Here is a 25733-nt window from a genome sequence, read left to right on the forward strand (position 1 = left end):
GTCAGGAAAGCGCGACGTCGCGCTGCACGAGCGTGGCTTCGAACGCTTGCGCATCCAGCGACGCGAGCCGGTCCAGATACGCGACCGCGAAGCTGCCGGGCAGCGCGGCGTCGCGGGCGGCGAGTTCGCCGGCCACGGTCGAATAGGCGATGGCGGCGACCGTCGCCAGCCAATGTTCATCGCGAGAACCGGCCACGCCGACGAACGCCGCGACCGTCGCCGACAGCGCGCAGCCGACGCCCGTCACGCGCGTCATCAGCGGCGAGCCGTTCGACAGCGCGATCACGCGGCGGCCGTCGGTGATGTAGTCGGTTTCGCCCGTCACCGCGACGACGGCCTGCGTGTTCAGCGCGAGAATCTGCGCGGCGTCGAGGGCGGCGTCGGTGGCGGCGGTGCTGTCCACGCCGCGCGCGCTCGACGTGCCGCCCGACAGGCTGATGATTTCCGACGCGTTGCCGCGAATCACGGCCGGCTTCGCATCGAGCAATTCGAGCGCGAACTGCGTGCGAAACGCGAGCGGGCCGACGGCGACCGGATCGAGCACCCAGGGCTTGCCCGCGCCGTTGGCGGCGTCGACGGCGGCGCGGATCGCGCGGGACTGCGGCAGGTCCAGCGTGCCGAGGTTGACCGAAAGCGCATTCGCGATCGGCGCGAACTCGGCGACTTCCTCGCGCGCGACGACCATCGCGGGCGCGGCGCCGACAGCGAGCAGCACATTCGCGGTGAAATTGGTGACGACGAGATTCGTCAGGCAGTGCACGAGCGGCGCGGTATCGCGCACGCGCGTGACGAAAGAGTAGAGATCGGCTGATTGCATGATGAGATAAGACTAGCCGATACGGGCGCGAAAAACCGTCAGTGCCGCGCCTCGCCGATCAGCGCGACCGAATCGAATGCGCGCTGATTCGCCTGATGACGGCGCATGACGAAGTACATCATGAGGCACACGAACGAGCCGAACATGACGATGACAAACTGGATCGGCATGTCGAGCCAGACGAGCACGGCATACAGGCACAGCATCACGAGCACCGAGAGATTCTCGTTGAAATTCTGCACGGCGATCGAATGGCCGGCGGACAGCAGCACGTGTCCGCGATGCTGCAAAAGCGCGTTCATCGGCACGACGAAAAACCCGGACAAACCGCCGACGACCATCAGGAAAAGATACGCGACGAGCAGATAGCCGGGGAAATGCATCCGGCCGAAGTAGATGCCCCAGTGCGCGGGAAAGAGGTGCCGCGTGTAGAAGGCCATCAGCATGACGGCGAGGCCCATCATGATGCCCACCGGCAACACCGACAGCGAGCGCTTGAGCGGCACGCGCGCCGCCGCGAGCACCGCGCCCGCCGCGACGCCGACCGCGATCACCGCCTGCAGGATCGCCGCCTGAGAGAGCGTCATGCCGAGCGATACTTCGGCCCACTTCAGCACGATGAACTGCAGCGTCGCGCCCGCGCCCCAGAAGAGCGTCGTGACCGCGAGCGAAATCTGGCCGAGCTTGTCGCGCCAGAGCGTGAGGAAGCAATCGGCGAAATCGGTGATGAGCTTGATCGGCCGCGTTTCCTGCTTCGGATAACGCGCGCCGGTATCGGGAATGCGCAGATTGAAGATCGCGGCGATCACGTACATCAGCATGATGACGAGCATCGCGGCTTCGGCGGGCGTCGAAATGCGGGGAATGTGCAGGCTCAGCAGATGACTCGCGATATGCGGGCTGATGAGCGCGCCGCCCATGACCGTGCCGAGGATGATCGAGCCGACCGTGGTGCCTTCGATCCATCCATTCGCCGCGACGAGCCGGTCGGGCGGCAGAAGCTCGGTGAGGATGCCGTACTTCGCGGGAGAATACGCCGCCGCGCCGAAGCCGACGATGCCGTACGCGAGCAGCGGATGCGCGCCGAACAGCATCGTGATGCAGCCGACGACCTTGATGGAATTGGTCACGAACATCACATGACCTTTGGGCCGCGAATCGGCGAAAGCGCCGACGAAAGCCGCGAGAATCACGTAGGAGAGCACGAAGAACAGCTTCAGCAGCGGCGTCATCCAGTTCGGCGCGTGAAGGTCTTTCAGCAATGCGATGGCAGCGATCAGTAGTGCGTTATCGGCCAGCGATGAGAAAAACTGCGCGGCCATGATGGTGTAAAAACCTTTTTTCATCTGATCCGAAGCTTTCCTCACTGCGGGTGATCCGCCCCGGACGCTGGTCGTGCTTGCTGTCATGCGTTCGGGCTTATGCCGTTCGAAATGGGTTGTGCGCAGGGCTTTATAACACGAAAATAGGCGCATTCTGACTAGCACTAATCTCGATCGGGCAGCAAACGCCTGCACCGCAGCCGCGCCCGCGCACCGGTTTCTTCATAAGGTACTGATTCGCAAGGCGTCTTGACCGGCGATGCGGCCGCTCGCACCGCTGGCGTATGCTGGTGTCTTTCCGCCCGAACCGACATTCCTTCGAAACGCTCATGCCGCGCCCCCTTTCCGCAACCATTCACACGCCCGCACTCGCCAATAACCTCGCCATTGCGCGCAAATACGCGCCGAAATCCAAGATCTGGGCTGTCGTCAAGGCCAATGCGTATGGCCACGGACTCGCGCGAGCGTTCCCCGGACTTCGCGCGACGGACGGCTTCGGACTTCTGGACCTCGAAGAAGCGGCGAAGTTGCGTGAGCTCGGCTGGGCCGGTCCCATTCTTCTGCTGGAAGGCTTTTTCCGGCCGACGGATATCGACGTGATCGACCGTTACAGCCTGACCACGGCCGTCCATTGCGACGAGCAGTTGCGCATGATCGAGATGGCGCGGCTGTCGAAGCCGGTCAACATCCAGTTGAAGATGAATAGCGGCATGAACCGGCTCGGCTACACGCCCGAGCGCTTTCGTGCGGCGTGGGAGCGGGCGCGCGCGTGCCAGGGCGTCGGACAGATCACGCTCATGACCCATTTTTCCGATGCCGACAGCGAACGCGGCATCGCGCATCAACTGGAGGCGTTCGAGCGCGGCGCGGAAGGCATCGCGGGGGCGCGCAGCCTGTCGAATTCGGCGGCGGTGCTCTGGCATCCGTCCGCGCATTTCGACTGGGTGCGGCCCGGCATCATGCTGTACGGCGCGTCGCCGTCGGGCGTGACCTCAGATATCGCCGATATCGGCCTCAAACCCGCGATGACGCTTTCGTCCGAACTGATCGGCGTGCAGACGGTGCAGCCGGGACACAGCATCGGGTACGGTTCGACGTATCGCGCGGGGCAGGCCATGCGCATCGGCGTGGTCGCGTGCGGCTATGCGGACGGCTATCCGCGCGTCGCGCCGGAAGGCACGCCCGTGATCGTCGATGGCGTGATGACGAAGCTCGTCGGCCGCGTGTCGATGGACATGCTCACCGTCGATCTGACGCCGTGCCCGAACGCGGGTATCGGCTCGCGCGTGGAATTGTGGGGCACGAACCTGCCGATCGACGACGTCGCCGGCGCGTGCGGCACCATCGGCTACGAGCTGATGTGCGCCATCGCGCAGCGCGTGCCGGTGCGGGCGGAGTGAGCGCGGGCCGTCGGCGCGGGATCGAATCGAATTCTTATAAGGCAATACGTGGCAAAAGCAAAGGCGAAGACGCTCTATATCTGTAGCGAATGCGGCGGGCAGGCGCCGAAGTGGACGGGGCAGTGCGCGGCGTGCGGGGCGTGGAACACGCTGGTGGAATCGGTGGAGCAGGCGCCGGCGGCGCATCGCTTTCAGGCGCTGGCGAAGAGTTCGGCGGTGCAGCGGCTGGCCGAAATCGAAGCGTCGGACGTGCCGCGCTTCACGACGGGCGTCGGCGAGTTCGATCGCGTGCTCGGCGGCGGGCTCGTGCCGGGCGGCGTGGTGCTGATCGGCGGCGATCCGGGCATCGGCAAATCGACGCTGCTGTTGCAATCGCTCGCCGAGATCGCGCGTGATCGGCCCGCGCTCTATGTGAGCGGCGAGGAATCCGGCGCGCAGATCGCGCTGCGGGCGCAGCGGCTCGGGCTGATCGGCGGCAAGGAAAGCGCCGCCGCCGATCTTTCATTGCTCGCGGAAATCCAGCTCGAAAAGATTCAGGCGACGATCGACGAACAGCGCCCGGAAGTCGCGGTCATCGACTCCATCCAGACGATTTATTCCGAAGCGTTGACGTCCGCGCCCGGCTCCGTCGCGCAGGTGCGGGAGTGCGCGGCGCAACTGACGCGCATCGCGAAGCAGACGGGCACGTCGATCATCATGGTCGGCCACGTGACGAAAGAGGGCAGTCTCGCGGGGCCGCGCGTGCTGGAACATATCGTCGATACCGTGCTGTACTTCGAAGGCGATACGCACTCGTCGTTCCGGCTCGTGCGCGCGTTCAAGAACCGCTTCGGCGCGGTCAACGAACTCGGCGTGTTCGCGATGACGGAGAAGGGACTGCGCGGCGTCGCGAATCCGTCGGCGCTGTTTCTGTCGCAGCACGAGCAGAGCGTCGCCGGTTCGTGCGTGCTCGTCACGCAGGAAGGATCACGGCCGCTGCTGGTCGAAGTGCAGGCGCTCGTCGATACCGCGCACGTGCCGAATCCGCGGCGGCTCGCGGTGGGACTCGAACAGAACCGGCTCGCGTTGTTGCTGGCGGTGCTGCATCGGCACGCGGGCATCGCATGTTTCGATCAGGACGTGTTCCTCAACGCAGTGGGCGGCGTGAAAATCACCGAGCCCGCTGCCGACCTGGCCGTTTTGCTCGCGATCCATTCGTCGCTGCGCAACAAGCCGCTGCCGAAGGGACTCATCACGTTCGGCGAAGTGGGTCTCGCCGGTGAAATCCGGCCTTCGCCGCGCGGACAAGACCGGCTGAAGGAAGCGGCCAAGCTCGGCTTCTCCGTCGCGCTGATTCCGAAGGCGAACGCGCCGAAACAGGCGATCGACGGCCTCAAGGTCATCGCGGTGGATCGCATCGAGGAAGCGATCGATCGCGTGCGCGATCTCGAATGACGCAATCGACGCTGCTTGCGGGATTGGACCCTGCGTAACGTCCCGTAAAAATGTCGTCGTTGCCTGTAACCCAAGGCGCGGGTGATTTCCCTATGCTCCCGAGGCAATCGCCGGTCGGCTTCGTTTCTGAAGCGGCCGGCAGCATCGAGAGGACCACGCTTTGAAACACGCCAAATCAATGCGCGCGAAGCCCGCGTTCCATCTGCGCGGATGTCGCGTGTCGGCGCCCTTGCAGCAGCCGTGGGGCAGCGGGTGCCGGATCGTCGAGTGGATCGACGGCGAAGGGCAGATCTCGCGGCGCGTCGTGGCCGCGGATGTCACCGAGGACGAAGTCGTCGCCACCATCCGCCGTCACGTGACGGGCCGCAAACACGTGCTCGTCGACGACGAACGCCAGCCGCGTCAGACCTTGCCGCGACGCTAGACATCACGCTCCGACGCCGCGAAGAGCGGATGCGCCGCCGCTTCCGCCGGCGTGAGCACCGGCGCGACGCAACAGTCGAGCGGTTCCAGAAGCGCGATCCATTCGTCGCGCGTGCGCGCTCGAAAGCACGCGGCGACGTCGGCGGACAATTGCTTCGCATCCGCGCCGCCGATGGCTTGCCCGAGACTCCAGTGCCGCGCGGCCCATTCCTCATGGCCGAGCGCCCGGCACAACGCCTGCCAGAATTTCAGTTCCAGCGCGCCCACCGCGACGAAGCGGTCGTCCCGCGTGCGATACACGTCGTAGCACGGCACGCCGCCGTTCAGGAGGCCGGCGCCCGCGCACGTGCTCGCCTCGTCGCCACGCTCGAGTGCGACGTGCGCCATGACGTTGTGCGCGTGAACCGCATGCGTCATCGAGACATCGAGGCGGCGTCCGTCGCCGCCGCGCGCGACATGCCACAGCGCCGCGAGCATCTCCGTGACGGCCGAGAGCGCGCCGCCGAGCAGATCCGCCAGTTGGAAATTCGGCGCGATGGGCGCGCCATCACGCGCGGCGAGTTGATGCAGCACGCCCGCATAAGCGATGTAGTTCAGGTCGTGCCCCGCCTTGTCCGCGAACGGGCCGTCGCTGCCGAAGCCGGTGATCGCGCAATAGACGAGCTTCGGATTCGCCGCGCGCAACACGTCGTAGCCGACGCCGAGCCGCGCCATCACCGATGGTCTGAAGCTCTCGACGAGCACGTCGGCATGGCGCGCGAGATCGATCAACGTGGCGCGGCCGTCGTCCGTCTTGAGGTCCAGCGTCATCGTCCGCTTGCCGCGATTGACGATGCGATAGAACGCGCTCGGCGTCCCGCTTTGGCGCTCGGCGTCGGTCTGCAGCATCGTGCGGGTGTAGTCGCCTTCGCCCGGCGGTTCGATCTTAAGCACGTCCGCGCCCAGTTCCGCGAGCCGCAGCGTGGCGACAGGACCGGGCAGCAGCCGCGTCAGATCCAGTACATGGAGGCCGGCGAGGGCGGGGGAAGTTGTCAAGTCGTCGGTCTCCGGTGACGGTTATGAACCGATCTGTTCTAGTTCCTCGTGGGCTTCGAGCCACTCCATTTCGAGCGTTTCGAGCCGCGAGTTGACTTCGCCCTGGCGACGGATCGTTTCCGTGAGCTTCGCCTTGAGCGCCGCGTCGTAGCTGGCGGGATCGGCGACGAATGCATCGAGCGTTGATTTTTCCGCGTTGAGCGCGTCCATTTCCTTCTCGATCTTCGCGATCCGCGATTGCAACGGCTTCTTGAGATGCGACAGCTTTTGCCGCTCCTGCGCTTCCTGCTTGCGCTGCTCCTTGCGATTCACCGCGCTGTCCGCCGCGTCACCCGCCGCCGATGCCGCGCCGCTCGCTTCCTTCGCCGCCGCGCGCGTTTCGGCGGCGTGCTGCAAGAGCCAGTCGCGGTAGTCGTCGAGATCGCCGTCGAACGGACTCAGGCGATGTTTCGCGACGAGCATGAACGTATCGGTCGTTGCGCGCAGCAAATGCCGGTCGTGCGACACGAGAATCAGCGTGCCTTCGAACTGCGCGAGCGCCATGGTCAGCGCGTGGCGCGTTTCGAGATCGAGGTGGTTCGTCGGTTCGTCGAGCAGCAGCAGATTCGGCTTCTGCCAGATGATGAGCGCCAGCGCGAGCCGCGCCTTCTCGCCGCCGGAGAAGGGCGCGATCTTCGCGGTCGCCATGTCGCCGGAGAAGTTGAAGCTGCCGAGGAAATCGCGCAATTCCTGCTCGCGCGTGTCGGGCGCGAGGCGTGCGAGATGCTGAATTGCGGAATCGTCGGGACGCAGCGTTTCGAGCTGATGCTGCGCGAAGTAGCCGATCTGCAGGCCCTTGCCCTGACGCACGTGGCCGGACAGCGGTTCGAGCGTGTCGGCGAGCGTCTTGATGAGCGTCGATTTACCCTGGCCGTTCGCGCCCAGCAAGCCGATGCGCTGGCCGCTCTGAATCGACAGCGTGACGTCGTCGACGATCGGAATCTCCGCGCCGTCCTCGCCGTGATAGCCGCAGCGCACGTCTTCCATGACCATCATCGGATTCGGCGCGGCGTCGGGCGTGCGGAACTCGAACGTGAACGGCGAACTCGCATGCGCCGGCGCGATCAGTTCCATTTTTTCCAGCGCCTTCACGCGGCTTTGCGCCTGTTTCGCCTTGGTCGCCTTCGCCTTGAAGCGGTCGATGAAGCTCTGCAGGTGCTGCACCGTCTTCTGCTGCTTCTCGTAAGCGCTTTGCTGCAACGCGAGTTGTTGCGCGCGCAGGATTTCGAACTGGCTGTAATTGCCGCCGTATCGCTTGACCTGGCGGTTTTCCAGATGCAGCGTGACGTTGCACACGGAGTCCAGAAACTCGCGATCGTGCGATATCACGACGAGCGTGCCCGGGTAACGCGCGAGCCAGTCTTCGAGCCAGACGATGGCGTCGAGGTCCAGGTGGTTGGTCGGTTCGTCGAGCAACAGAAGGTCGGACGGACACATCAGCGCTTGCGCGAGATTCAGGCGCATGCGCCAGCCGCCCGAGAAGCTCGACACCGGCTCGCGTGTCTGCGCGAGCGTGAAGCCCAGGCCCAGCAGCAGCGTTTCGGCGCGCGCGGGCGCGGTGTAGCCGTCGGCATCGGCGAACGCAGCGTGCGCATCGGCTTCGGCGGCGCCGTCATGGGCGGCGGACGCGGACGCGATGCGCGCTTCGATCGCCCGCAAGTGCGTGTCGCCGTCGAGCGTGTAGTCGAGCGCGGTGCGATCCACCGCGGGCGTTTCCTGAGCGACGTGCGCGATGCGCCACGACGGCGGCATCGAAAAATCGCCGCCGTCCGCGTGCAATTCGCCGCGCAGCACGGAAAAGAGCGTGGACTTGCCTGCGCCGTTCGCGCCGACGAGACCGGCTTTCTCGCCCGGATTGAGCGTGAAGCTCGTCTCTTCGAAAAGCGGCTTGGTGCCGCGGGACAGGCTGAACTGGTTGAAGCGGATCACGTCGGAATGGCGGCGGGCTTTGAAGGAAAGCGCTATTTTAGACCGGGCGCGCCACGCCGAAGGGATCGTCCGTTCGGCTAATGGCAGACGGGCGCGCACGGTAGTAGCATCGCCTGACTTTCAATTTTTCGCGGGGAACATGTCATGAGCTCAACCACCGACAGCATCTATGGCTTCACGGCCGAGACACTCGACGGCGCAACCGTCGGTCTCGACAAGTACCGCGACAAGGTGCTGCTGATCGTCAACACGGCGAGCGAATGCGGGTTCACGCCGCAATACAAGGGGCTGCAAGACCTGTACACGCGGCTGTCGGCGCGCGGCTTCGAAGTGCTCGGCTTTCCGTGCAACCAGTTCGGCAAGCAGGAACCGGGCGATGCCGCGCAAATCGGCAGCTTCTGCGAGAAGAACTACGGCGTGACGTTCCCGATGTTCGCGAAGATCGACGTGAACGGCGCGAACGCTCATCCGCTCTACAAGTATCTGACGGAAAAGGAGCCGGGCGTGCTCGGGCTCGAAGCGATCAAGTGGAATTTCACCAAGTTTCTCGTCGATCGCAACGGAAATATCGTGAAGCGTTACGCGCCGCTCACGAAGCCCGAGGCGATCGTCGGCGATATCGAGAAGCTCTTGTAAAGCCGCGCCGGCCTCAAAGAATCGGCGAGAAGAGCCGTGCGACATGCATCGCCATGCGCCGCCAGAACGCGTTGCCGAGATAATCGTTTCCGTCGATTTCATACGCATGCGCGAAGTCGATGAGCAGCATGCTTTCGACCTGTCTCGCGAAGGTGTGATCGACGGTCAGCACGGTGATCTCGAAGTTGAGCCTGAACGAACGGTTGTCGAGGTTCGCGCTGCCGACCGACGCGGCGATGTCGTCCACGAGCACGACTTTCTGATGCAGGAAACCCGGCTTGTAGCGGAAGATGCGCACGCCGGCCTGCACGAGATCGTATGCATAAAGACGCGAGGCCGCGAACACCACGCGATGATCGCGCCGGCTCGGAATGAGGATTCGCACGTCGACGCCGCGCATCACGGCCAGGCGCAGCGCCGAAAACACGGCTTCGTCGGGGATCAGGTACGGCGACGTGATCCAGATGCGCTCGCGCGCCGCGTTGATCGCCTCGACGAAGAACAGCGAGCAGGTCTCCTGTTTGTCGGCGGGGCCGCTGGAGAGCACCATGCAATGCATGTTCCCGTCGGCGTGCGGCGCGGGGCCAAGTTCGGGCAGGCGTTGCGTCGCCCAGTACCAGTCTTCGGTGAAGACGAACTGAATGCTGGCAATGGCCGGGCCGCGCACTTCGACGTGCGTATCGCGCCAGGGCGAAAGCCGCGGATTGCCGCCGAGATACTCGACGCCCACGTTGTGCCCGCCGACGAACGCGCGCTTGCCGTCCACGACGACGATCTTCCGATGATTGCGGAAGTTGATCTGAAACCGATGCACGAACTTGCGATTGGCCGCGAACGGATGCGCCTCGACGCCGCCCGCGCGCAACGCCTGCACGTAGCGATGCGGCAAGTCGAAGCTGCCGATGCTGTCGTAGAGAAAGTAGACGCGTACGCCCGCTTTTGCTTTCGCGATGAGCGCATCGCGCAGCATGTCGCCGAGCGCGTCGGCGCGCACGATGAAGAACTGCACGACGATATAGCTTTGCGCGGCTTCGATCGCTTCGAGGATCGCGGCGAACGTCGCGTCGCCATTGACGAGCACGCGCACCGAATTGCCGCGCAGAAACGGCATGCCCGAAAGCCGCTGCAACGTGCGGATGGTCGGATTGCCGAGATATTCCGCCGGCCCCGGCGCGACTTCGCCGCGCACGCTGGCGGTATCGAGCAGAGCGGGATCGGTGGGAGGCACGTCGCTGCGCTCCTTCGATTCCCATTCGGCGGGTTTCGTGCGATTGCGAAGGATTTCTATTTCGAGACGCCGCTCGTCGATATAACCGGCGAACTTGCTGCGGCCGAGGAAAAGGTAAGGGATGAGCGTGAAATACGGCATCGCGACGAGCGACACCGCCCACGCCACCGCGCCTTGCGACGTGCGTGTATGGATGACCGCGTGCACGGCGGCGATCACGCCGAGCACATGCGCGGCCATCACGAGCGTGCCGAGGTGAAGCCAGTCTGCTGCTTGCATAGTCATGCGTACGGTTCGATGCGTCCCGCGCGTGCGCCGCGCGGACCCGGATGACGAACGCCGCGAAAACGGCGATGCGTCATCTTACCGAACCTTGCCCGCTCGAAGCCCGCCGGAACGGGCGGCGCGAGGCATCAAGTGATTGGACGATCAGACGATCGGACGATCAGGCGGGCAGGTCGGCTGCCTGGATGAGGAACACGTTGTCGTCGCCGGCGCTCGTCGAAAGCCAGACGAGGTCGAGGCCGCCGAGCGCCGCTTCCACGTTCGCGCGTTCGTTGCCGATCTCGACGACGAGCACGCCGTCTTCGGTCAGCCACTTGCCGGCTTCGCGCACGATGCGCCGCACGACGTCCATGCCGTCCGCGCCGCCCGCGAGCGCGAGTTCCGGCTCGTGGCGATATTCGGCGGGCAGCGACTGCATCGCGTTGGCGTTCACGTACGGCGGATTCGTGATGATGACCTCGTAGCGCGCGGCCGGCAGCGGCGCGTACAGGTCGCCTTCGTACAGCGTCACGCGATCTTCGAGCTGATAGTCGGCGACATTGCGGTGCGCGACGGCGAGCGCATCGGCGGAAATGTCGACGGCGTCGATGTCGGCATTCTCGAACGCTTGCGCCGCGAGAATCGCGAGGCAGCCGGAGCCGGTGCACAGTTCGAGCACGCGCGTGACATGATCGGGATCGGCCACATACGGCTGCAAGCCGTCCTGCAGCAACTCGCCGATGAACGAACGCGGCACGATCACGCGCTCATCGACATAAAAGCGATGACCGTGCATCCACGCTTCCTGCGTGATGTACGCGGCGGGCACGCGGTCTTTCGCGCGGCGCTCGATGACCTGCATCACGGCGTCGATCTCGGTGTCGAGCAGGCGCGCGTCGAGGAACGGTTCGAGCGTGTCGAGCGGCAGATGCAGCGTATGCAGGATCAGATACGCGGCTTCGTCGTAGGCGTTGGTCGAGCCGTGACCGAACGAAAGGCCCGCTTCGGTGAAACGCGAGACGCCGAAACGCAGCAGGTCGCGCACGGTGGAGAAGGGTAGCGCCATCGATGGCTCCTTGTTATTTTCGGGTGAATTCAGGCGATCAGTTCTTCGAGCACGCGGCGGTACACGTTCTTGAGCGGCTCGATGAATCGCACTTCGACATGTTCGTCGATCTTGTGGATGGTGCCGTTCGGCGGGCCGAATTCCACGACCTGCTCGCAGATGCGCGCGATGAAGCGGCCATCGGACGTGCCGCCCGTCGTCGACAGTTCGGGCTGCACGCCGGTTTCCTCGCGGATCGCCTTGTCGAGCGCATTGGAGAGCGCGCCGCGCGGCGTGAGAAACGGCAGGCCGCTCACGATCCACGTGAGATCGTAGTCGAGCGCGTGCTTGTCGAGGATCGCGTGGACGCGGCTTTGCAGGCCTTCGACCGTGCTCGCCGTCGAAAAGCGGAAGTTGAACATCAGCTCGGCGTGGCCGGGAATGACGTTCGTCGCGCCCGTGCCGGAATGCAGGTTCGACACTTGCCAGGTGGTCGGCGGGAAATATTCGTTGCCGTCGTCCCAGCGCTCGGCGACCAGCTCCGCGAGCGCGGGCGCGAGCAGATGAATCGGATTCTTCGCGAGATGCGGATACGCGATATGCCCCTGCACGCCCTTCACGACGAGCTTGCCCGTCATCGAGCCGCGACGCCCGTTCTTGACCATGTCGCCTAGCGTTTCGTTCGAAGTCGGCTCGCCGACGATGCAGTAATCGAGCCGTTCGCCGCGCGCCTTGAGCGCCTCGACGACCTTGACGGTGCCGTCGGTCGCGGGGCCTTCTTCGTCGCTCGTGATGAGGAGCGCGAGCGACCCGCGATGCTCCGGATGCTTCGCGACGAACTCCTCGCTCGACACGACGAACGCCGCGAGCGACGCCTTCATGTCGGCGGCGCCGCGTCCGTAGAGCTTGCCGTCGCGATGCGTCGGCGTGAAGGGCGGCGAAGTCCATTGCTCGACGGGGCCGGTCGGCACGACGTCGGTGTGTCCGGCGAACGCGAGCAGCTTGCCCGATGCGCCGTCCGTGCCGCGCTTGACGGCCCACAGGTTCGTGACGCCGCCCGAGGCGATCGTTTCGCACACGAAGCCGGCGGCGGACAAGCGTTCGATCATCAGCGACTGGCAATCGCGGTCTTCGGGCGTGACCGACGCGCGCGCGATCAGGGCTTCGGTAAGGGAGAGAGTGCCGGACATGGTTTCGGGCCTGCTTCTGGACAGCGATAAAAAATGCCGGCGCGGCGGCCGGCAAGCGATTGAGCGTTCATGCGACGACACCGGGCTTCGAAACACCGGAGTCATCGCGCCGCATCACGCGAAGAGCGTTTCGTACTGCTCGGCGGAAAAGCCGAGCGACTTCACGCGTCCGTTCACGACGACGACCGGCCGCTTGATGATCGACGGCTTGTGGATCATCAGCGCGATCGCGCCGGCGGTCGTGTCGGCTTCGGCCTTGTGGACCTCGGACAGGCCGCGCCACGTCGTGCCGCGCTTGTTGATGAGCTGGTCGAGCGGCACGTCCTTCAGCCAGTCCTGCACGAGCTTCTCGTTCACGCCGGCCTTCTTGAAGTCGTGAAATTCGAACGGCACGCCGTGCTCTTCGAGCCACACGCGCGCCTTCTTCACCGAGTCGCAGTTCGGAATGCCGTAGACGACGGTCGTCGGGGTGGATCCGCGTGCCAAATCAGTCGCCTCGCAGCAGTTCGTTCAGGCCGACCTTCGCGCGCGTCTTGGCGTCCACCTTCTTCACGATGACCGCGCAGTACAGGCTGTGCGAGCCGTCTTTCGAGGGCAGGTTGCCCGCGACGACGACCGAGCCCGCCGGAATGCGGCCGTAGCTGACTTCGCCGGTTTCGCGGTCGTAGATCTTGGTCGACTGGCCGAGATAGACGCCCATCGAAATGACGGAGTTTTCTTCGACGATCACGCCTTCCACCACTTCCGAGCGCGCGCCGATGAAGCAGTTGTCCTCGATGATGACCGGGTTCGCCTGCAGCGGCTCCAGCACGCCGCCGATGCCCACGCCGCCCGACAAGTGCACGTTCTTGCCGATCTGCGCGCACGAGCCGACGGTGGCCCACGTGTCGACCATCGTGCCTTCATCGACGTAAGCGCCGATGTTCGTGTACGACGGCATCAAAACGACGTTCTTCGCGATGAACGAGCCGCGGCGCGCGATGGCCGGCGGCACCACGCGGAAGCCGCCCGCCGCGAAGTCTTCGGCGGTGTAGTTCGCGAACTTGGAGGGCACCTTGTCGTAGAACTGCGAATAGCCGCCCGCGGCCATCGGCGCGTTGTCTTCGAGGCGGAACGAAAGCAGCACCGCCTTCTTCAGCCATTGATTGACCACCCAGTCGCCGTCGCGTTTCTCGGCGACACGCAACGCGCCCTTGTCGAGCTGTTCGATGGCATGCGCGACGGCGTCGCGGACCTCGGCCGGCGCGGCTTTCGGCGAAAGCTCGGCGCGGTTTTCCCAAGCGTTGTCGATGATGCTCTGCAGTTGTTGCGACATAGTGATTTCAAGGATGGAGAGTTGGACCGGCTGCGCTCGTCAGGACTTGAGCGTGCGGCAGAATTCGACGATGCGGCGGGCGCCTTCGACACATTCCTCGGTCCCGGCGACGAGCGCGATGCGAACGAAGCCCTCGCCGGGATTCGTGCCATGCGCGGGACGAGCGAGATAGGAGCCCGGCAGAACCGTCACATTATAGTCGGCGTAGAGACGCGCCGCGAACTCGGTGTCGGAGAGTCCGGTGCGCGAAACGTTGGCCCAGAGATAGAACGCGGCATCGGGCAAACGCACGTCCAGCACGTCGGCGAGCATGGGCGTGACCGTGTCGAACTTCTTCACGTACTTCGCGCGGTTGTCGCGCACGTGCGCCTCGTCCTGCCATGCGGCGATGCTCGCGCGCTGGAACAGGGTCGAAAGCGCCGCGCCGTGATATGTGCGATACAGCAGGAACTGCTTGAGGATGGCCGCGTCGCCCGCGACGAAGCCCGAGCGCATGCCCGGCACGTTCGATCGTTTCGAGAGGCTCGACAGCATCACGAGGCGCTCGAAGCCGCGATTCAGCAAGCGCGCGGCTTCGAGGCCGCCGAGCGGCGGATGCGCCTCGTCGAAGTAGATCTCGGAATAGCATTCGTCCGATGCGATCACGAAGCCGTGCTTGTCCGACAGCGCGAAAAGCTCGCGCCAGTTGTCGAGCGTGAGCACCGCGCCGGTCGGGTTGCCCGGCGAGCAGACGTAGAGCAGTTGCGTGCGCGCCCAGATGTCGTCGGGAACGGCGGAGTAATCGCACGCAAAGTTGCGCGCCGGATCGCTGTTGACGAAATACGGCTGCCCGCCCGCGAGCAGCGCCGCGCCTTCGTAGATTTGATAGAACGGGTTCGGACAGAGTACGATCGGCGGTTTCGCGCCGGAGAGTTCGGGCGTGCTGCGGCTGTCGATGACCGTCTGCGCGAGCGCGAACAGCGCCTCGCGGGAGCCGGACACGGGCAGCACTTCGGTGGCCGCATCGAGCGATGCCAGACCGTAGCGCGCCTTCGCCCACGTGGCGATGGCTTCGCGCAGCGGCTCGGTGCCGAGCGTCGGCGGGTAGGAGGCGAGGCCGTCGAGCGCATTGACGACGGCATCGCGGATGAGCGCGGGCGTCGGATGTTTCGGCTCGCCGATGCCGAAGCTGATCGGCGTGAATCCGGCGCGCGGCTCGATGCCTTTGAAGAGCGCGCGGAGCTTTTCGAACGGATACGGCTGGAGTTTCTTGAGAAGTGGATTCACGGCGTGACCGGTAAGCGATGAGCGACGAACGTTCAGGCGGCTACGAAGCCATTCATGCCGACGCGAACGGAGCTTTGAAAGACCCGCTGAAACCCGCGGCGGCGGCACGACAAAGACATCGGCGAAGCGGACGATTATACCCCGCGCCCCTGCAGCAAAGGGCCGCAGGCCAACGACGACACAGCATGACAACCCTCAATCGATTCAAGCAGGCGGGCGCGGGAGCGCAACGATGACCCGCCGTTTCCACGACGCCTTGCCGACGCTCGCGATCATGCTCGGCGCATCCGTCTGGGGACTCGTCTGGTATCCGATGCGCATGCTCGCGTCGATGGGCATGACCGGCACCGTCGCCAGCGCGACGACGAGCGGGGCGGCGTGTCTCTTCGTGCTGCTGCTCAAGCGCCGCTCCGTCCGCACGATTCGCTGGCACTGGCTGCTCGTCGCGCTGGGCGCGGCGGCGGGCACGACGAGCGTCGGTTTCGTGTGGGGCGCGATCCACGGCCAGGTCATGCGCGTGCTGTTGCTCTTCTATCTGACGCCCGCATGGACCGCCGTGTTCGCGCATTTCATCCTCGAGGACCGCCTCACGCGGGCCGACGCCGCGCTCTCCCTGCTGTCGCTCGCCGGCGCGGTCACCATGCTCTGGTCGCCCGCGCTCGGCTTTCCGCTGCCCGCGAATCTCGCGGAATGGGCGGGCCTGATGGGCGGCATGGGCTTCGCGATGAGCAACGTGCTCGTCGTCAAGCTCACGCGGACGATGCCCGGCATGAAGCCCGAAATGCGCACGGCGGTGATCTTCGGCGGCGCGGCGATCGTCGCGACGCTCGTGAGCTTTTTCGAGCCGATGCCCGCGCCGCCCGCCGCATCGCAGATGGGCATGGTCGCGTTCATCGTGATCGGGCTGGGCGTGGTGCTCGCGGCGAACAACGTGATCGTGCAGATCGGCTTGGCGCGCGTGCCGGCCAATCGCGCGTCGATCATCATGCTGTTCGAGCTCGTCGTGACCGCGCTGTCGTCGTGGCTCTTCGCGGGCGAAGCGCCGGGGCCGCGCGAATGGGCGGGCGGCGCATGCATCGTGGCTGCGTGCGTGCTGTCGGCGTGGGTGCATCGACAGAAGCGCGCGGGCGGCGAGGCATCGTCGGCGCCGCATCAGCAGGGCGCAAGCGAAAAGAAATCGACACGCGCGATGGTATGATGGTGTCCGCTCGCGACCGGCCCGCGAGGCCTTCGCGCACGAGACTCTCACCCGCGACGGGCCGCGCTGCCGCCTGTCTGCCATTCATCTTCCGTCACTCACTTCAAACAGCGATATCGCCGTGCGTCTGACTTCGATCAAACTCGCTGGTTTCAAGTCCTTCGTCGATCCCACGCATTTCCAGGTACCCGGCCAGCTCGTCGGCGTCGTCGGGCCGAATGGCTGCGGTAAGTCGAATATCATCGACGCCGTGCGCTGGGTGCTCGGCGAATCGCGCGCATCGGAATTGCGCGGCGAGTCGATGCAGGACGTCATCTTCAACGGATCGACGGCGCGCAAGCCGGGCAGCCGCGCGAGCGTCGAACTGATCTTCGACAACGCCGATGGGCGCGCCGCCGGCCAATGGAGCGCGTATGGCGAGATCGCCGTGAAGCGCGTGCTCACGCGCGACGGCACCTCCAGCTACTACATCAACAACCTGCCCGCGCGACGCCGCGACATTCAGGACATCTTCCTCGGCACGGGCCTCGGGCCGCGCGCCTACGCGATCATCGGGCAGGGCATGATCGCGCGCATCATCGAAGCGAAGCCGGAAGAACTGCGCGTGTTTCTCGAAGAAGCCGCGGGCGTGTCGAAGTACAAGGAACGCCGCCGCGAGACGGAAAATCGTCTGCACGACACGCGCGAGAACCTGACGCGCGTCGAGGACATCGTCCGCGAACTGACGACGAATCTCGAAAAGCTCGAAGGCCAGGCGATCGTCGCGACCAAATACAAGCAATTGCAGGCCGAGGGCGAGGAAAAGCAGCGCCTCCTGTGGCTCTTGCGCAAGAACGAAGCGGGCAACGAGGCCGAGCGCCAGCAGCGCGCCATCCGCGAGGCGCAAGTCGAGCTCGAAGCGCAAACGGCGCGTCTGCGCGAAGTCGAAGCGCAACTGGAGACGCTGCGCGTCGCGCACTACAGCGCGAGCGACGCGATGCAGGGCGCTCAAGGCGCGCTCTACGAAGCCAACGCCGAAGTCAGCCGGCTCGAAGCGGAGATCAAGTTCATCGTCGAGTCGCGTAATCGCGTGCAGGCGCAGATTGCCGCGCTCGCCGCTCAGCGCGAGCAATGGCTCATGCAGGCGCAAAAGGCGCGCGACGAGATCGAGACCGCATCGGAAGCGCTCGCCGAGGGCGAGGAAAAAGCCGCCATCGCGCAGGAGAATGCTGCGGCGAAGCAGGATGCGCTGCCCGAACTCGAAGCCCGCTGGCGCGATGCGCAGGCGCAGCTCAACGAAGAGCGCGCGGGCATCGCGCGGGCGGAGCAGGCGCTGAAGCTCGAAGCGGCGCATCAGCGCAACGCGGATCAGCAGCTTCAGCAATTGCAGCAGCGTCAGGAACGTCTGAAGAACGAAGCAAGCGGACTCGACGCGCCGGACGAAGCGCAGCTCGAAGAACTGCGCATGCAGCTTGCCGAAAATGAAGAGATTCTCGCCGAGGCACAAGCGCGTCTCGCCGATGCGCAGGAAACCGTGCCGCGTCTCGACGCCGAGCGCCGTGCCGCTCAGGAGCGCGTGCAGGCGGAAAGCGCGCAGATTCACCAGTTGGAGGCGCGTCTTGCCGCGTTGAAGCAGCTTCAGGAAAGCGTGCAGACGGAAGGCAAGATCCAGCCGTGGCTCGACAAGCACGAACTCGGCGCGCTGCCGCGTCTGTGGAAGAAGCTGCATGTCGAAGCCGGCTGGGAAGCGGCGCTCGAAGCCGTGCTGCGCGAGCGGCTCGCGGCGCTGGAAGTATCGAATCTCGACTGGGTGAAGGCGTTCGCCACCGATGCGCCGCCCGCCAAACTCGCGTTCTATTCGCCGCCGGTCGCGGGCAAGCCGCTCGACGCGCCGCAGGGCTTGCGGCCGTTGCTGTCGCTCGTGCGCATCGACGATCCGGGCTTGCGCGCCGTGCTCAACGAATGGCTCGGCACGACCTTCATCGCGGACGACATCGCGCAGGCGCTCGCCATGCGCAGCCAGTTGCCGGAAGGCGGCGCGTTCGTCGTGAAGGCGGGGCACACGGTGACGCGCGTCGGCGTGCAGCTTTATGCATCCGATTCCGAGCAGTCCGGCATGCTCGCGCGGGCGCAGGAAATCGAAAATCTCACGCGGCAGGTGCGCGCCCAGGCGCTGCTCGCCGACGAAGCGAAGAGCAACGCCGTTCGCGCCGATGCCGCGCACACGCAGGCATCGCAAACACTCGCCGATGCGCGCGCCGCCGCCGAACGCGCCACGCAACGCGTCCACGCGCTGCAGATGGACGCGCTGAAGCTCGCGCAGGCGCATGAGCGCTACACGCAGCGCAGCACGCAGATCGGCGAGGAACTGGGCGAAATCGCCGCGCAAATTGAGGAGCAGCGCGCGCTGCGGGCCGAATCCGAAGCGGCGTTCGAGCAGCACGACGCCGACATCGCGCAGTTGCAGGCGCGCTTCGAGGACAACCAGCTCGCGTTCGAATCGCTCGACGAAACGCTCACGAGCGCACGCCACGAACTGCGCGAACTCGAACGCGCCGCGAGCGACGCCAGCTTCGCCGTGCGCGGGCTGGCCGCGAAGATCGCGGAGTACGAGCGCAATATCGGCACGGCGGAAGAACAGAGCGAGCGCGTCGCGGGCGCGCTGGAAGACGCGCGCGCCGAACTCGAAACCATCAACGAGCAGACGGCGCAAACCGGCCTTCAGGATGCGCTCGAAGTGCGCGCGGCGCGCGAGGAATCGCTGTACGCGGCGCGCATCGAACTGGACGATTTGACCGCGCGTCTGCGTCAGTCCGACGAGCAGCGCCTCTTCGCCGAGCGCTCGCTGCAGCCGCTGCGCGACCGGATCAACGAGTTGCAGTTGAAGGAGCAGGCGGCGCGTATCAGCGGCGAGCAGTTCGTCGAGCAATTGCAGGCGGCGGGCGTCGATGAAGCCGAACTCCAGTCGAAGCTCACGCCCGACATGAAGCCTTCGTATCTGCAAGGCGAAGTCACGCGCCTGAACAACGCGATCGTCGCGCTTGGGCCCGTCAACATGGCCGCGCTCGAAGAACTCGCGGCGGCCACGGAGCGCAAGCATTTCCTCGACGCACAATCCGCCGATCTGAACGACGCCATCGGCACGCTCGAAGACGCGATCCAGAAAATCGACCAGGAAACGCGCGCGCTGCTGCAAGGCACGTTCGACGAGGTGAATCGTCACTTCGGCGAACTGTTCCCGCGGCTTTTCGGCGGCGGTCAGGCAAAGCTCATCATGACCGGCGACGAAATCCTCGACGCCGGCGTGCAGGTGATGGCGCAGCCGCCCGGCAAGAAGAATTCGACGATTCACCTGCTTTCGGGCGGCGAAAAGGCGCTCACCGCGACGGCGCTCGTCTTCGCGATGTTCCAGCTGAATCCCGCGCCGTTCTGTCTGCTCGACGAAGTGGACGCGCCGCTCGACGACGCCAACACCGAGCGTTTCGCGAATCTCGTGCGCGCGATGTCGGCCAAGACGCAGTTCCTGTTCATCTCGCACAACAAGATTGCGATGGAGATGGCGCAGCAACTGATCGGCGTGACGATGCAGGAGCAGGGCGTATCGCGCATCGTCGCGGTGGACATGGAATCCGCCGCGGGCTTTGCGCAGAATGGCTGACGCCTTTGCGTCATGCGAACTTGAATGAATGAACGGACGGCCGGGCGTTGACCCGGCCAGGCGCGCAGGCGCGGAGTGGTGCGCATCGGCCAGGCGGCGGCAGACAATGCCGGAACGCGGCGGATGCGCGCGACAGATCGCGCGGCGCTTCGTAACCCAAAATGTGGAGCGTGCATGGACGAGTTGACACTCGGTTTGATCGGAGCAGGAGCCGTGGTGGTAGGCGGTGTGGTGGTGTACAACGCGTGGCAGGGCGCGAAAGTGCGGCGCAAGATGCCGCGTCCGATGCCGGATGAAGCCGCCGATGCGCTCGCGCGCCAGGAAGCCGACGACGAGCATCCGTTCATCGAGCCGGTGCGCCCGGCGCGGCGCGAGCCGGTTGCGGGCGATGCCGCCGACGAAGCCCCGCGCGATGTCCGCGTCGAGCCGAGCTTCGGCGCGGCGGCGGAATCGGGCGAAGCGCACGTTGCCGTGACGCCGCCGGTCGCCCCGGCGGATACGCCCGTCGATCTGCAGGCCGAGGCGACATCGGCGAATGGCGTGGCCGACGAATCCGCGATCATCGACGAAGACGAGCGCAACGAGCCGGTGCTGCCCGCCGCGACGACCATTTCGTCGACGCCGCCCGCTGTCGTGGACCGGCGCATCGACTGCGTGGTGCCGATTCGCCTTGCCGCGCCGATTCCCGGCGACCGCGTGATTCCGCTCGCGCAGCGGCTGCGTCGCGCGGGGACGAAGCCGGTGACGATCGAAGGCAAGCCGGAAGGCGAGGACGCGTGGGAGTTGTTGCGCCACGGCGTGCGCTACGAAGAATTGCGCGCGGCGGCGCAACTCGCGAACCGCAACGGCCCGCTCAACGAACTCGAGTTCTCGGAATTCGTGACGGGCGTGCAGCGCCTTGCCGACGCCGTCGACGGCGCGCCCGAATTCCCCGACATGATGGAAACCGTCGGCATGGCGCGCGAGCTCGACGCGTTCGCCGCGCAATGCGACGCGCAACTGTCCATCAATATTCTTTCTGACGGCGCGCCGTGGTCCGCGAACTACGTGCAGGCGGTGGCTTCGCAGGACGGCTTGCTGCTGTCGCGCGACGGCACGCGCTTCGTCAAGCTCGACGCGAAGCAGAATCCGGTGTTCATGCTCCAGTTCGGCGATACGAACTTCCTGCGCGACGACCTCACGTACAAGGGCGGCCAGATGATCACGCTCGTGCTCGACGTGCCCGTCGCGGACGAAGACATTCTCCCGTTCCGTCTGATGTGCGATTACGCGAAGTCGCTGTCCGAGCGCATCGGCGCGCGCGTGGTCGACGACCAGCGCCGGCCGCTGCCGGAATCGGCGCTGCTCGCCATCGAAAAGCAATTGATGACGCTCTACGCGAAGCTGGAGCAGGCGGGCATTCCGGCCGGCTCGGCCGCGACGCGCCGGCTCTTCAGCCAGTAGGCGCCGTTGTTTGCGCGCTGCATCGGCGCGCGCGTGTCGCCCAGGATTGCGCCCCTTCGCCGGGGCGCTTTCCGTTGGTGCGCGCGAGTGCATATCCGTACGGCCTATGCCATCCGGCCGATGCCACGTTTTCCGATCTTCTGAGACAATCGACCGGTCGATCGACTGATTTACCTCTTTCATCAAAAAAAGCCGCATGTCCGCAAAAACCAAAGCCGAAGCCGCCGCCACCGCGAAGTCCCAGGCCGTCGTGCCCAGCGCCGACCGGCCGGCGGAGCGCGCCGCGTGGCTGCGCACGGAACTGGAACGCGCGAACTACGCGTATTACGTGCTGGATCAGCCCGAGCTGCCCGACGCCGAATACGACACGCTGTTCAAGGAGTTGCAGGGCATCGAGGCCGCGAATCCCGACCTCGTCACGCCGGATTCGCCCACTCAGCGCGTAGGCGGTCAGGTCGCCGAAGGTTTTGCGCCGGTCGTCCATGACGTGCCGATGCTCTCGCTCAACAACGGCTTCGCGGACGAGGACATCGCCGCGTTCGACAAACGCGTGTCGGACGCGCTGGGCGCCGCGCCGGTGAAATACGCGTGCGAGCTGAAATTCGACGGTCTCGCCATCTCGCTGCGTTACGACGACGGCCGCTTCGTGCAGGCATCGACGCGCGGCGACGGCGCCACCGGCGAGGACGTCACGGCGAACGTGCGCACCATCCGCTCGATTCCGCTGACGCTCAAGGGCAAGCACGTGCCGAAGCGCCTCGATGTGCGCGGCGAAGTGCTGATGTTCAAGCGCGACTTCGATCGCCTGAACGCGCGCCAGCGCGACGCCGGACAGCGCGAGTTCGCGAATCCGCGCAACGCGGCGGCGGGCAGCCTGCGTCAGCTCGACCCGAAGATGACGGCGCAGCGGCCGCTGTCGTTCTTTGCGTACGGCATCGGCGTGCTGGAAGGCGCGGACATGCCCGGCACGCATTCGGGGCTGCTCGACTGGTACAAGGAAATGGGACTGCCGGTGAATGCGGAACGCGCCGTCGTCGAGGGCGCGGACGGCTTGCTGGGCTTCTTCCGCAAAACAGGCGAGAAGCGCGAAAAGCTGCCGTATGACATCGATGGCGTCGTCTACAAGGTCAACCGCCGCGACGAGCAGGAAAAGCTCGGCTTCGTCTCCCGCGCGCCGCGTTTCGCGCTCGCGCACAAGTTTCCGGCGCAGGAAGCGCTTACGCAGTTGCTCGCGATCGACGTGCAGGTCGGCCGCACGGGCGCGATCACACCGGTCGCGCGCCTCGCGCCTATTTTCGTCGGCGGCGCGACGGTCACGAACGCCACGCTGCACAACGAGGACGAAGTGCGCCGCAAGGACATCCGCATCGGCGATACGGTCATCGTGCGGCGCGCGGGCGACGTGATTCCGGAAGTCGTTGGCGCGATTCTGGACCGGCGTCCCGACGACGCCCGCGAATTCGTGATGCCGACGGAGTGCCCGGTTTGCGGTTCGAAAATCGAACGGCTGCCGGACGAAGCCATCGCGCGCTGCACGGGCGGCCTGTTCTGTCCGGCGCAGCGCAAACAGGCGCTGTGGCACTTCGCGCAGCGGCGCGCGCTGGATATCGACGGACTCGGCGAGAAGATCATCGATCAGTTGGTCGAACAGAACCTCGTGCGCACGCCCGCCGATCTCTTCAACCTCGGTTTCTCGACGCTCGCGGCGCTCGACCGCTTCGCCGACAAGTCCGCGCAAAATCTGCTCGACTCGCTCGACAAGGCGCGGCACACGACGCTCGCGCGCTTCATCTACGCGTTGGGCATCCGGCACGTGGGCGAATCGACGGCGAAGGATCTGGCAAAGCACTTCGGCTCGCTCGATCCGATCATTGCGGCATCCGTCGAACAATTGCTGGAAGTCAATGACGTCGGCCCGGTGGTGGCCGAAGCCATACACAATTTCTTCAGCGAAGAGCACAACCAGCACGTGATCGAGCAATTGCGTGTCAAAGTGTCGTGGCCGGAGGGACCGCCCGCGCCGCGCGCGCCGCAAGGCGTGCTCGCGGGCAAGACGGTCGTGCTGACGGGTACGCTGCCCACGCTCTCGCGCGAGGAAGCGAAGGAAATGCTGGAAACGGCCGGCGCGAAAGTGGCCGGTTCGGTATCGAAAAAGACCGACTACGTCGTGGCGGGCGCGGAAGCGGGCAGCAAGCTCGCGAAAGCTGAGGAACTCGGGGTTCCCGTTCTCGACGAAGACGGCATGAAGAAGCTACTGGAAGGAGTCACTCCATGATCCGAGAAATCCTGAAGATGGGCGATCCGCGGCTGTTGCGCATCGCTCAGCCCGTCGAACATTTCGACACGCCCGAACTCCACACGCTCGTGCAGGACATGTTCGACACGATGCGCGACGCGAACGGCGCGGGGCTTGCCGCGCCGCAGATCGGCGTCGATCTGCAGGTGGTCATTTTCGGCTTCGGGCACAACGAGCGTTATCCGGACGCGCCGCCGGTGCCGGAGACGGTGCTCATCAATCCGATCATCACGCCCAACGGGCACGACATGGAAGAGGGCTGGGAAGGATGCCTGTCCGTGCCGGGGCTGCGCGGCGCGGTGCAGCGCTATTCGATGATCCGCTATCAGGGCTTCGATCAGTACGGCAAGGCCATCGAGCGGCTCGCGGAGGGTTTCCACGCGCGCGTCGTGCAGCACGAGTGCGACCATCTGATCGGCAAGCTGTATCCCATGCGCATCACCGACTTCTCGAAGTTCGGCTTCACCGACGTGCTGTTTCCGGGCCTCGATTCGACGCGCGACGACTGAGCTTCGGATCGGCTTGGCAGTTGGATGAAGCGATGAAACCCGCTCTTTGCGAGCGGGTTTTTCTTAGGCGAACGTTGCCGGACTGCCGCTGGTGTCGGGCCGGCGAAAGAGCGCGACGTGTTCGGGATTGGCGGAGCCTTGCAGACGCCCGTCAGGCAGGCGGGCAATCACCATTTCACCGATGCCCGGACTCATGACGACCACTTCGTCCTGCAGGGCGAGCAGAGCCTGGAGGCGTCGTCGGCCGCCGACGATTTCGAGCCCGGTATCCGTTTCACGAACGATGATCTCAACTGCCATGGCGATCCTCCTTGATGCCTTTCAATTCCGTATGCCTTCGCTCCCGCGATGCGTCGTCCGCCAGAGCGCCGCGCTCGCCGGACTCGAGACGTCCTTTCGCGCGTACCTGCCTAACGGACCGATGAGCCATTTTCTTTAGCCAAAAAGCGGAAAAAATTAACGGCGCGACCGGATGACCGATCGCGCCGTTTTTATGCGCCGGATGTCGCGTTTTTGCGACGCGTCATGCCGCAGAAGCGTGACGCGGACTCAGAAGCTCTCGTTCGGCGCGAGATAGCGCCACTGTCCGGGCGGCAGCGCGCCGAGCGTCACGTGCCCCATGCGAATGCGCTTCAGCCCGACCACTTCGAGCCCGACCAGTTCGCACATGCGGCGAATCTGGCGCTTCTTGCCTTCGCGCAGCACGAAGCGAAGCTGTTCGCCATTCTGCCAACTGACTTGCGCAGTTTTGAGCGGCACGCCATCGAGTTCGAGGCCGTGCCGCAGGAGCGCGAGCTTGTCCTCGGGGAAACGCCGGTCGATGTCGACGGTGTGCTCGCCGTACTGCACGCGCACGAGGTACTCCTTGTCGACTTCGGAATGGCCGCCGATCAGTTGCTTCGCGATACGGCCGTCCTGCGTCAGAACCAGCAAGCCGGTCGAATCGATGTCGAGACGGCCGGCCGGCGCGAGCGTGCGCAGATGACCCGGCGTGAAGCGGATGCCCGAGCGGTCTTCGTCCCAATGATTCGCCGGATTGACGAGCGTGACGGCCGGCTCGTAGCCGTCCTCAGCCTGACCGGATACATAGCCGACCGGCTTGTGCAGCAGGATCGTGACGAGTTGCGACTGCGCGGAATGCGCGGCCGGCAGGACCTCGATGTTCTGGCCGGGACGGATGCGCGTGCCGAGCGTGTCCATGACTTCGCCATCGACGAGCACCCAGCCTTTCTCGATCCATTCGTCGGCTTCGCGACGCGAGCACAGGCCGAGTTCCGACATGACTTTCGACAGGCGCACGAGGCCGT

At 65.3% G+C, this 25733-nt stretch carries 21 protein-coding genes; 9 read left to right on the forward strand and 12 right to left on the reverse strand.

From position 1 onward, the window contains the following. Window position 1 precedes the first annotated feature (1 nt). Window positions 2-817: a hydroxyethylthiazole kinase gene (gene thiM / locus NCR39_RS05840; RefSeq protein WP_250451258.1), complete on the reverse strand. Its 816-nt coding sequence runs from the start codon at window positions 815-817 to the stop codon at window positions 2-4. A 38-nt stretch (window positions 818-855) separates the two neighbouring features. Then, the gene (gene lplT / locus NCR39_RS05845; protein ID WP_040049370.1) at window positions 856-2163 is read right to left on the reverse strand and encodes a lysophospholipid transporter LplT; all 1308 of its coding nucleotides are present in this window, start codon (window positions 2161-2163) and stop codon (window positions 856-858) included. A gap of 305 nt (window positions 2164-2468) precedes the next feature. Between lplT and alr the strand changes: the two genes are divergently transcribed. From alr to NCR39_RS05860, 3 genes are all read left to right on the forward strand, one after another. Then, window positions 2469-3539, forward strand: coding sequence for an alanine racemase (gene alr, locus NCR39_RS05850; protein WP_250451259.1), 1071 nt, complete (start codon window positions 2469-2471; stop codon window positions 3537-3539). A 48-nt stretch (window positions 3540-3587) separates the two neighbouring features. Then, a complete protein-coding gene (radA, locus tag NCR39_RS05855) occupies window positions 3588-4973 on the forward strand; it encodes a DNA repair protein RadA (RefSeq protein WP_250451260.1) in 1386 nt (461 codons plus the stop codon). A gap of 178 nt (window positions 4974-5151) precedes the next feature. Further along, a complete protein-coding gene (locus NCR39_RS05860) occupies window positions 5152-5397 on the forward strand; it encodes a DUF2866 domain-containing protein (protein WP_250451473.1) in 246 nt (81 codons plus the stop codon). Here NCR39_RS05860 and NCR39_RS05865 read toward each other — a convergent pair. Next, window positions 5394-6431, reverse strand: coding sequence for a CaiB/BaiF CoA transferase family protein (locus NCR39_RS05865; protein WP_250451261.1), 1038 nt, complete (start codon window positions 6429-6431; stop codon window positions 5394-5396). The genes NCR39_RS05860 and NCR39_RS05865 overlap by 4 nt on opposite strands. A gap of 21 nt (window positions 6432-6452) precedes the next feature. After that, entirely contained in the window at window positions 6453-8399 is a 1947-nt protein-coding gene (locus tag NCR39_RS05870) for an ATP-binding cassette domain-containing protein (RefSeq protein WP_250451263.1), read from the reverse strand. A 144-nt stretch (window positions 8400-8543) separates the two neighbouring features. On the opposite strand from NCR39_RS05870, the gene NCR39_RS05875 reads away from it, so the two are divergent. Then, the gene (locus tag NCR39_RS05875) at window positions 8544-9035 is read left to right on the forward strand and encodes a glutathione peroxidase (protein ID WP_250451265.1); all 492 of its coding nucleotides are present in this window, start codon (window positions 8544-8546) and stop codon (window positions 9033-9035) included. Window positions 9036-9048: 13 nt separating this feature from the next. Here the strand turns inward: NCR39_RS05875 and cls are convergent, their stop codons facing one another. The 6 genes from cls to dapC form a co-directional block, all read right to left on the reverse strand. Beyond that, a complete protein-coding gene (gene cls, locus NCR39_RS05880) occupies window positions 9049-10542 on the reverse strand; it encodes a cardiolipin synthase (protein WP_250451474.1) in 1494 nt (497 codons plus the stop codon). Window positions 10543-10708: 166 nt separating this feature from the next. Further along, on the reverse strand, window positions 10709-11593 hold the full coding sequence (gene prmB / locus NCR39_RS05885) for a 50S ribosomal protein L3 N(5)-glutamine methyltransferase (RefSeq protein ID WP_250451267.1): 885 nt from the start codon (window positions 11591-11593) through the stop codon (window positions 10709-10711). A 29-nt stretch (window positions 11594-11622) separates the two neighbouring features. Further along, on the reverse strand, window positions 11623-12762 hold the full coding sequence (dapE, locus tag NCR39_RS05890) for a succinyl-diaminopimelate desuccinylase (RefSeq protein ID WP_250451269.1): 1140 nt from the start codon (window positions 12760-12762) through the stop codon (window positions 11623-11625). Window positions 12763-12876: 114 nt separating this feature from the next. Beyond that, the gene (locus tag NCR39_RS05895; RefSeq protein ID WP_250451271.1) at window positions 12877-13248 is read right to left on the reverse strand and encodes an ArsC family reductase; all 372 of its coding nucleotides are present in this window, start codon (window positions 13246-13248) and stop codon (window positions 12877-12879) included. Window position 13249: 1 nt separating this feature from the next. After that, on the reverse strand, window positions 13250-14077 hold the full coding sequence (gene dapD, locus NCR39_RS05900; protein WP_040049381.1) for a 2,3,4,5-tetrahydropyridine-2,6-dicarboxylate N-succinyltransferase: 828 nt from the start codon (window positions 14075-14077) through the stop codon (window positions 13250-13252). A 39-nt stretch (window positions 14078-14116) separates the two neighbouring features. Continuing rightward, on the reverse strand, window positions 14117-15343 hold the full coding sequence (dapC, locus tag NCR39_RS05905; RefSeq protein ID WP_250451272.1) for a succinyldiaminopimelate transaminase: 1227 nt from the start codon (window positions 15341-15343) through the stop codon (window positions 14117-14119). Between the two features lie 232 nt (window positions 15344-15575). Here dapC and NCR39_RS05910 point away from each other — a divergent pair, with 232 nt between their 5' ends. The 5 genes from NCR39_RS05910 to def all read left to right on the forward strand — a co-directional run bounded on the left by NCR39_RS05910 (window position 15576) and on the right by def (window position 24426). Then, a complete protein-coding gene (locus NCR39_RS05910; RefSeq protein WP_250451273.1) occupies window positions 15576-16541 on the forward strand; it encodes a DMT family transporter in 966 nt (321 codons plus the stop codon). Window positions 16542-16662: 121 nt separating this feature from the next. Further along, the gene (gene smc / locus NCR39_RS05915) at window positions 16663-20178 is read left to right on the forward strand and encodes a chromosome segregation protein SMC (protein WP_250451274.1); all 3516 of its coding nucleotides are present in this window, start codon (window positions 16663-16665) and stop codon (window positions 20176-20178) included. 174 nt (window positions 20179-20352) lie between these two features. After that, window positions 20353-21621: a cell division protein ZipA C-terminal FtsZ-binding domain-containing protein gene (locus tag NCR39_RS05920; RefSeq protein ID WP_250451275.1), complete on the forward strand. Its 1269-nt coding sequence runs from the start codon at window positions 20353-20355 to the stop codon at window positions 21619-21621. A gap of 196 nt (window positions 21622-21817) precedes the next feature. Beyond that, window positions 21818-23896, forward strand: coding sequence for an NAD-dependent DNA ligase LigA (gene ligA, locus NCR39_RS05925; protein WP_250451276.1), 2079 nt, complete (start codon window positions 21818-21820; stop codon window positions 23894-23896). Then, window positions 23893-24426: a peptide deformylase gene (gene def, locus NCR39_RS05930; protein ID WP_040049387.1), complete on the forward strand. Its 534-nt coding sequence runs from the start codon at window positions 23893-23895 to the stop codon at window positions 24424-24426. The genes ligA and def overlap by 4 nt, the downstream gene beginning before the upstream one ends. Before the next feature lie 63 nt (window positions 24427-24489). Here the strand turns inward: def and NCR39_RS05935 are convergent, their stop codons facing one another. After that, a complete protein-coding gene (locus tag NCR39_RS05935) occupies window positions 24490-24726 on the reverse strand; it encodes a hypothetical protein (RefSeq protein ID WP_250451278.1) in 237 nt (78 codons plus the stop codon). A gap of 249 nt (window positions 24727-24975) precedes the next feature. Continuing rightward, window positions 24976-25725, reverse strand: coding sequence for a pseudouridine synthase (locus tag NCR39_RS29750; RefSeq protein ID WP_350029655.1), 750 nt, complete (start codon window positions 25723-25725; stop codon window positions 24976-24978). Window positions 25726-25733: the final 8 nt, after the last annotated feature.

Source organism: Caballeronia sp. ATUFL_M2_KS44 (genome assembly GCF_023630965.1).
GTDB lineage: Bacteria > Pseudomonadota > Gammaproteobacteria > Burkholderiales > Burkholderiaceae > Caballeronia > Caballeronia concitans.

Bases quoted from the DNA above. Each gene is read 5' to 3' on its own strand.
- cls (WP_250451474.1), bottom strand. From the start codon at position 10,542: ATGCAAGCAGCAGACTGGCTTCACCTCGGCACGCTCGTGATGGCCGCG.
- dapD (WP_040049381.1), bottom strand. From the start codon at position 14,077: ATGTCGCAACAACTGCAGAGCATCATCGACAACGCTTGGGAAAACCGC.
- NCR39_RS05920 (WP_250451275.1), top strand. From the start codon at position 20,353: ATGGACGAGTTGACACTCGGTTTGATCGGAGCAGGAGCCGTGGTGGTA.
- def (WP_040049387.1), top strand. From the start codon at position 23,893: ATGATCCGAGAAATCCTGAAGATGGGCGATCCGCGGCTGTTGCGCATC.
- NCR39_RS05910 (WP_250451273.1), top strand. From the start codon at position 15,576: ATGACCCGCCGTTTCCACGACGCCTTGCCGACGCTCGCGATCATGCTC.
- dapE (WP_250451269.1), bottom strand. From the start codon at position 12,762: ATGTCCGGCACTCTCTCCCTTACCGAAGCCCTGATCGCGCGCGCGTCG.
- prmB (WP_250451267.1), bottom strand. From the start codon at position 11,593: ATGGCGCTACCCTTCTCCACCGTGCGCGACCTGCTGCGTTTCGGCGTC.
- NCR39_RS05860 (WP_250451473.1), top strand. From the start codon at position 5,152: ATGCGCGCGAAGCCCGCGTTCCATCTGCGCGGATGTCGCGTGTCGGCG.
- alr (WP_250451259.1), top strand. From the start codon at position 2,469: ATGCCGCGCCCCCTTTCCGCAACCATTCACACGCCCGCACTCGCCAAT.
- NCR39_RS05875 (WP_250451265.1), top strand. From the start codon at position 8,544: ATGAGCTCAACCACCGACAGCATCTATGGCTTCACGGCCGAGACACTC.
- thiM (WP_250451258.1), bottom strand. From the start codon at position 817: ATGCAATCAGCCGATCTCTACTCTTTCGTCACGCGCGTGCGCGATACC.
- lplT (WP_040049370.1), bottom strand. From the start codon at position 2,163: ATGAAAAAAGGTTTTTACACCATCATGGCCGCGCAGTTTTTCTCATCG.
- NCR39_RS05935 (WP_250451278.1), bottom strand. From the start codon at position 24,726: ATGGCAGTTGAGATCATCGTTCGTGAAACGGATACCGGGCTCGAAATC.
- ligA (WP_250451276.1), top strand. From the start codon at position 21,818: ATGTCCGCAAAAACCAAAGCCGAAGCCGCCGCCACCGCGAAGTCCCAG.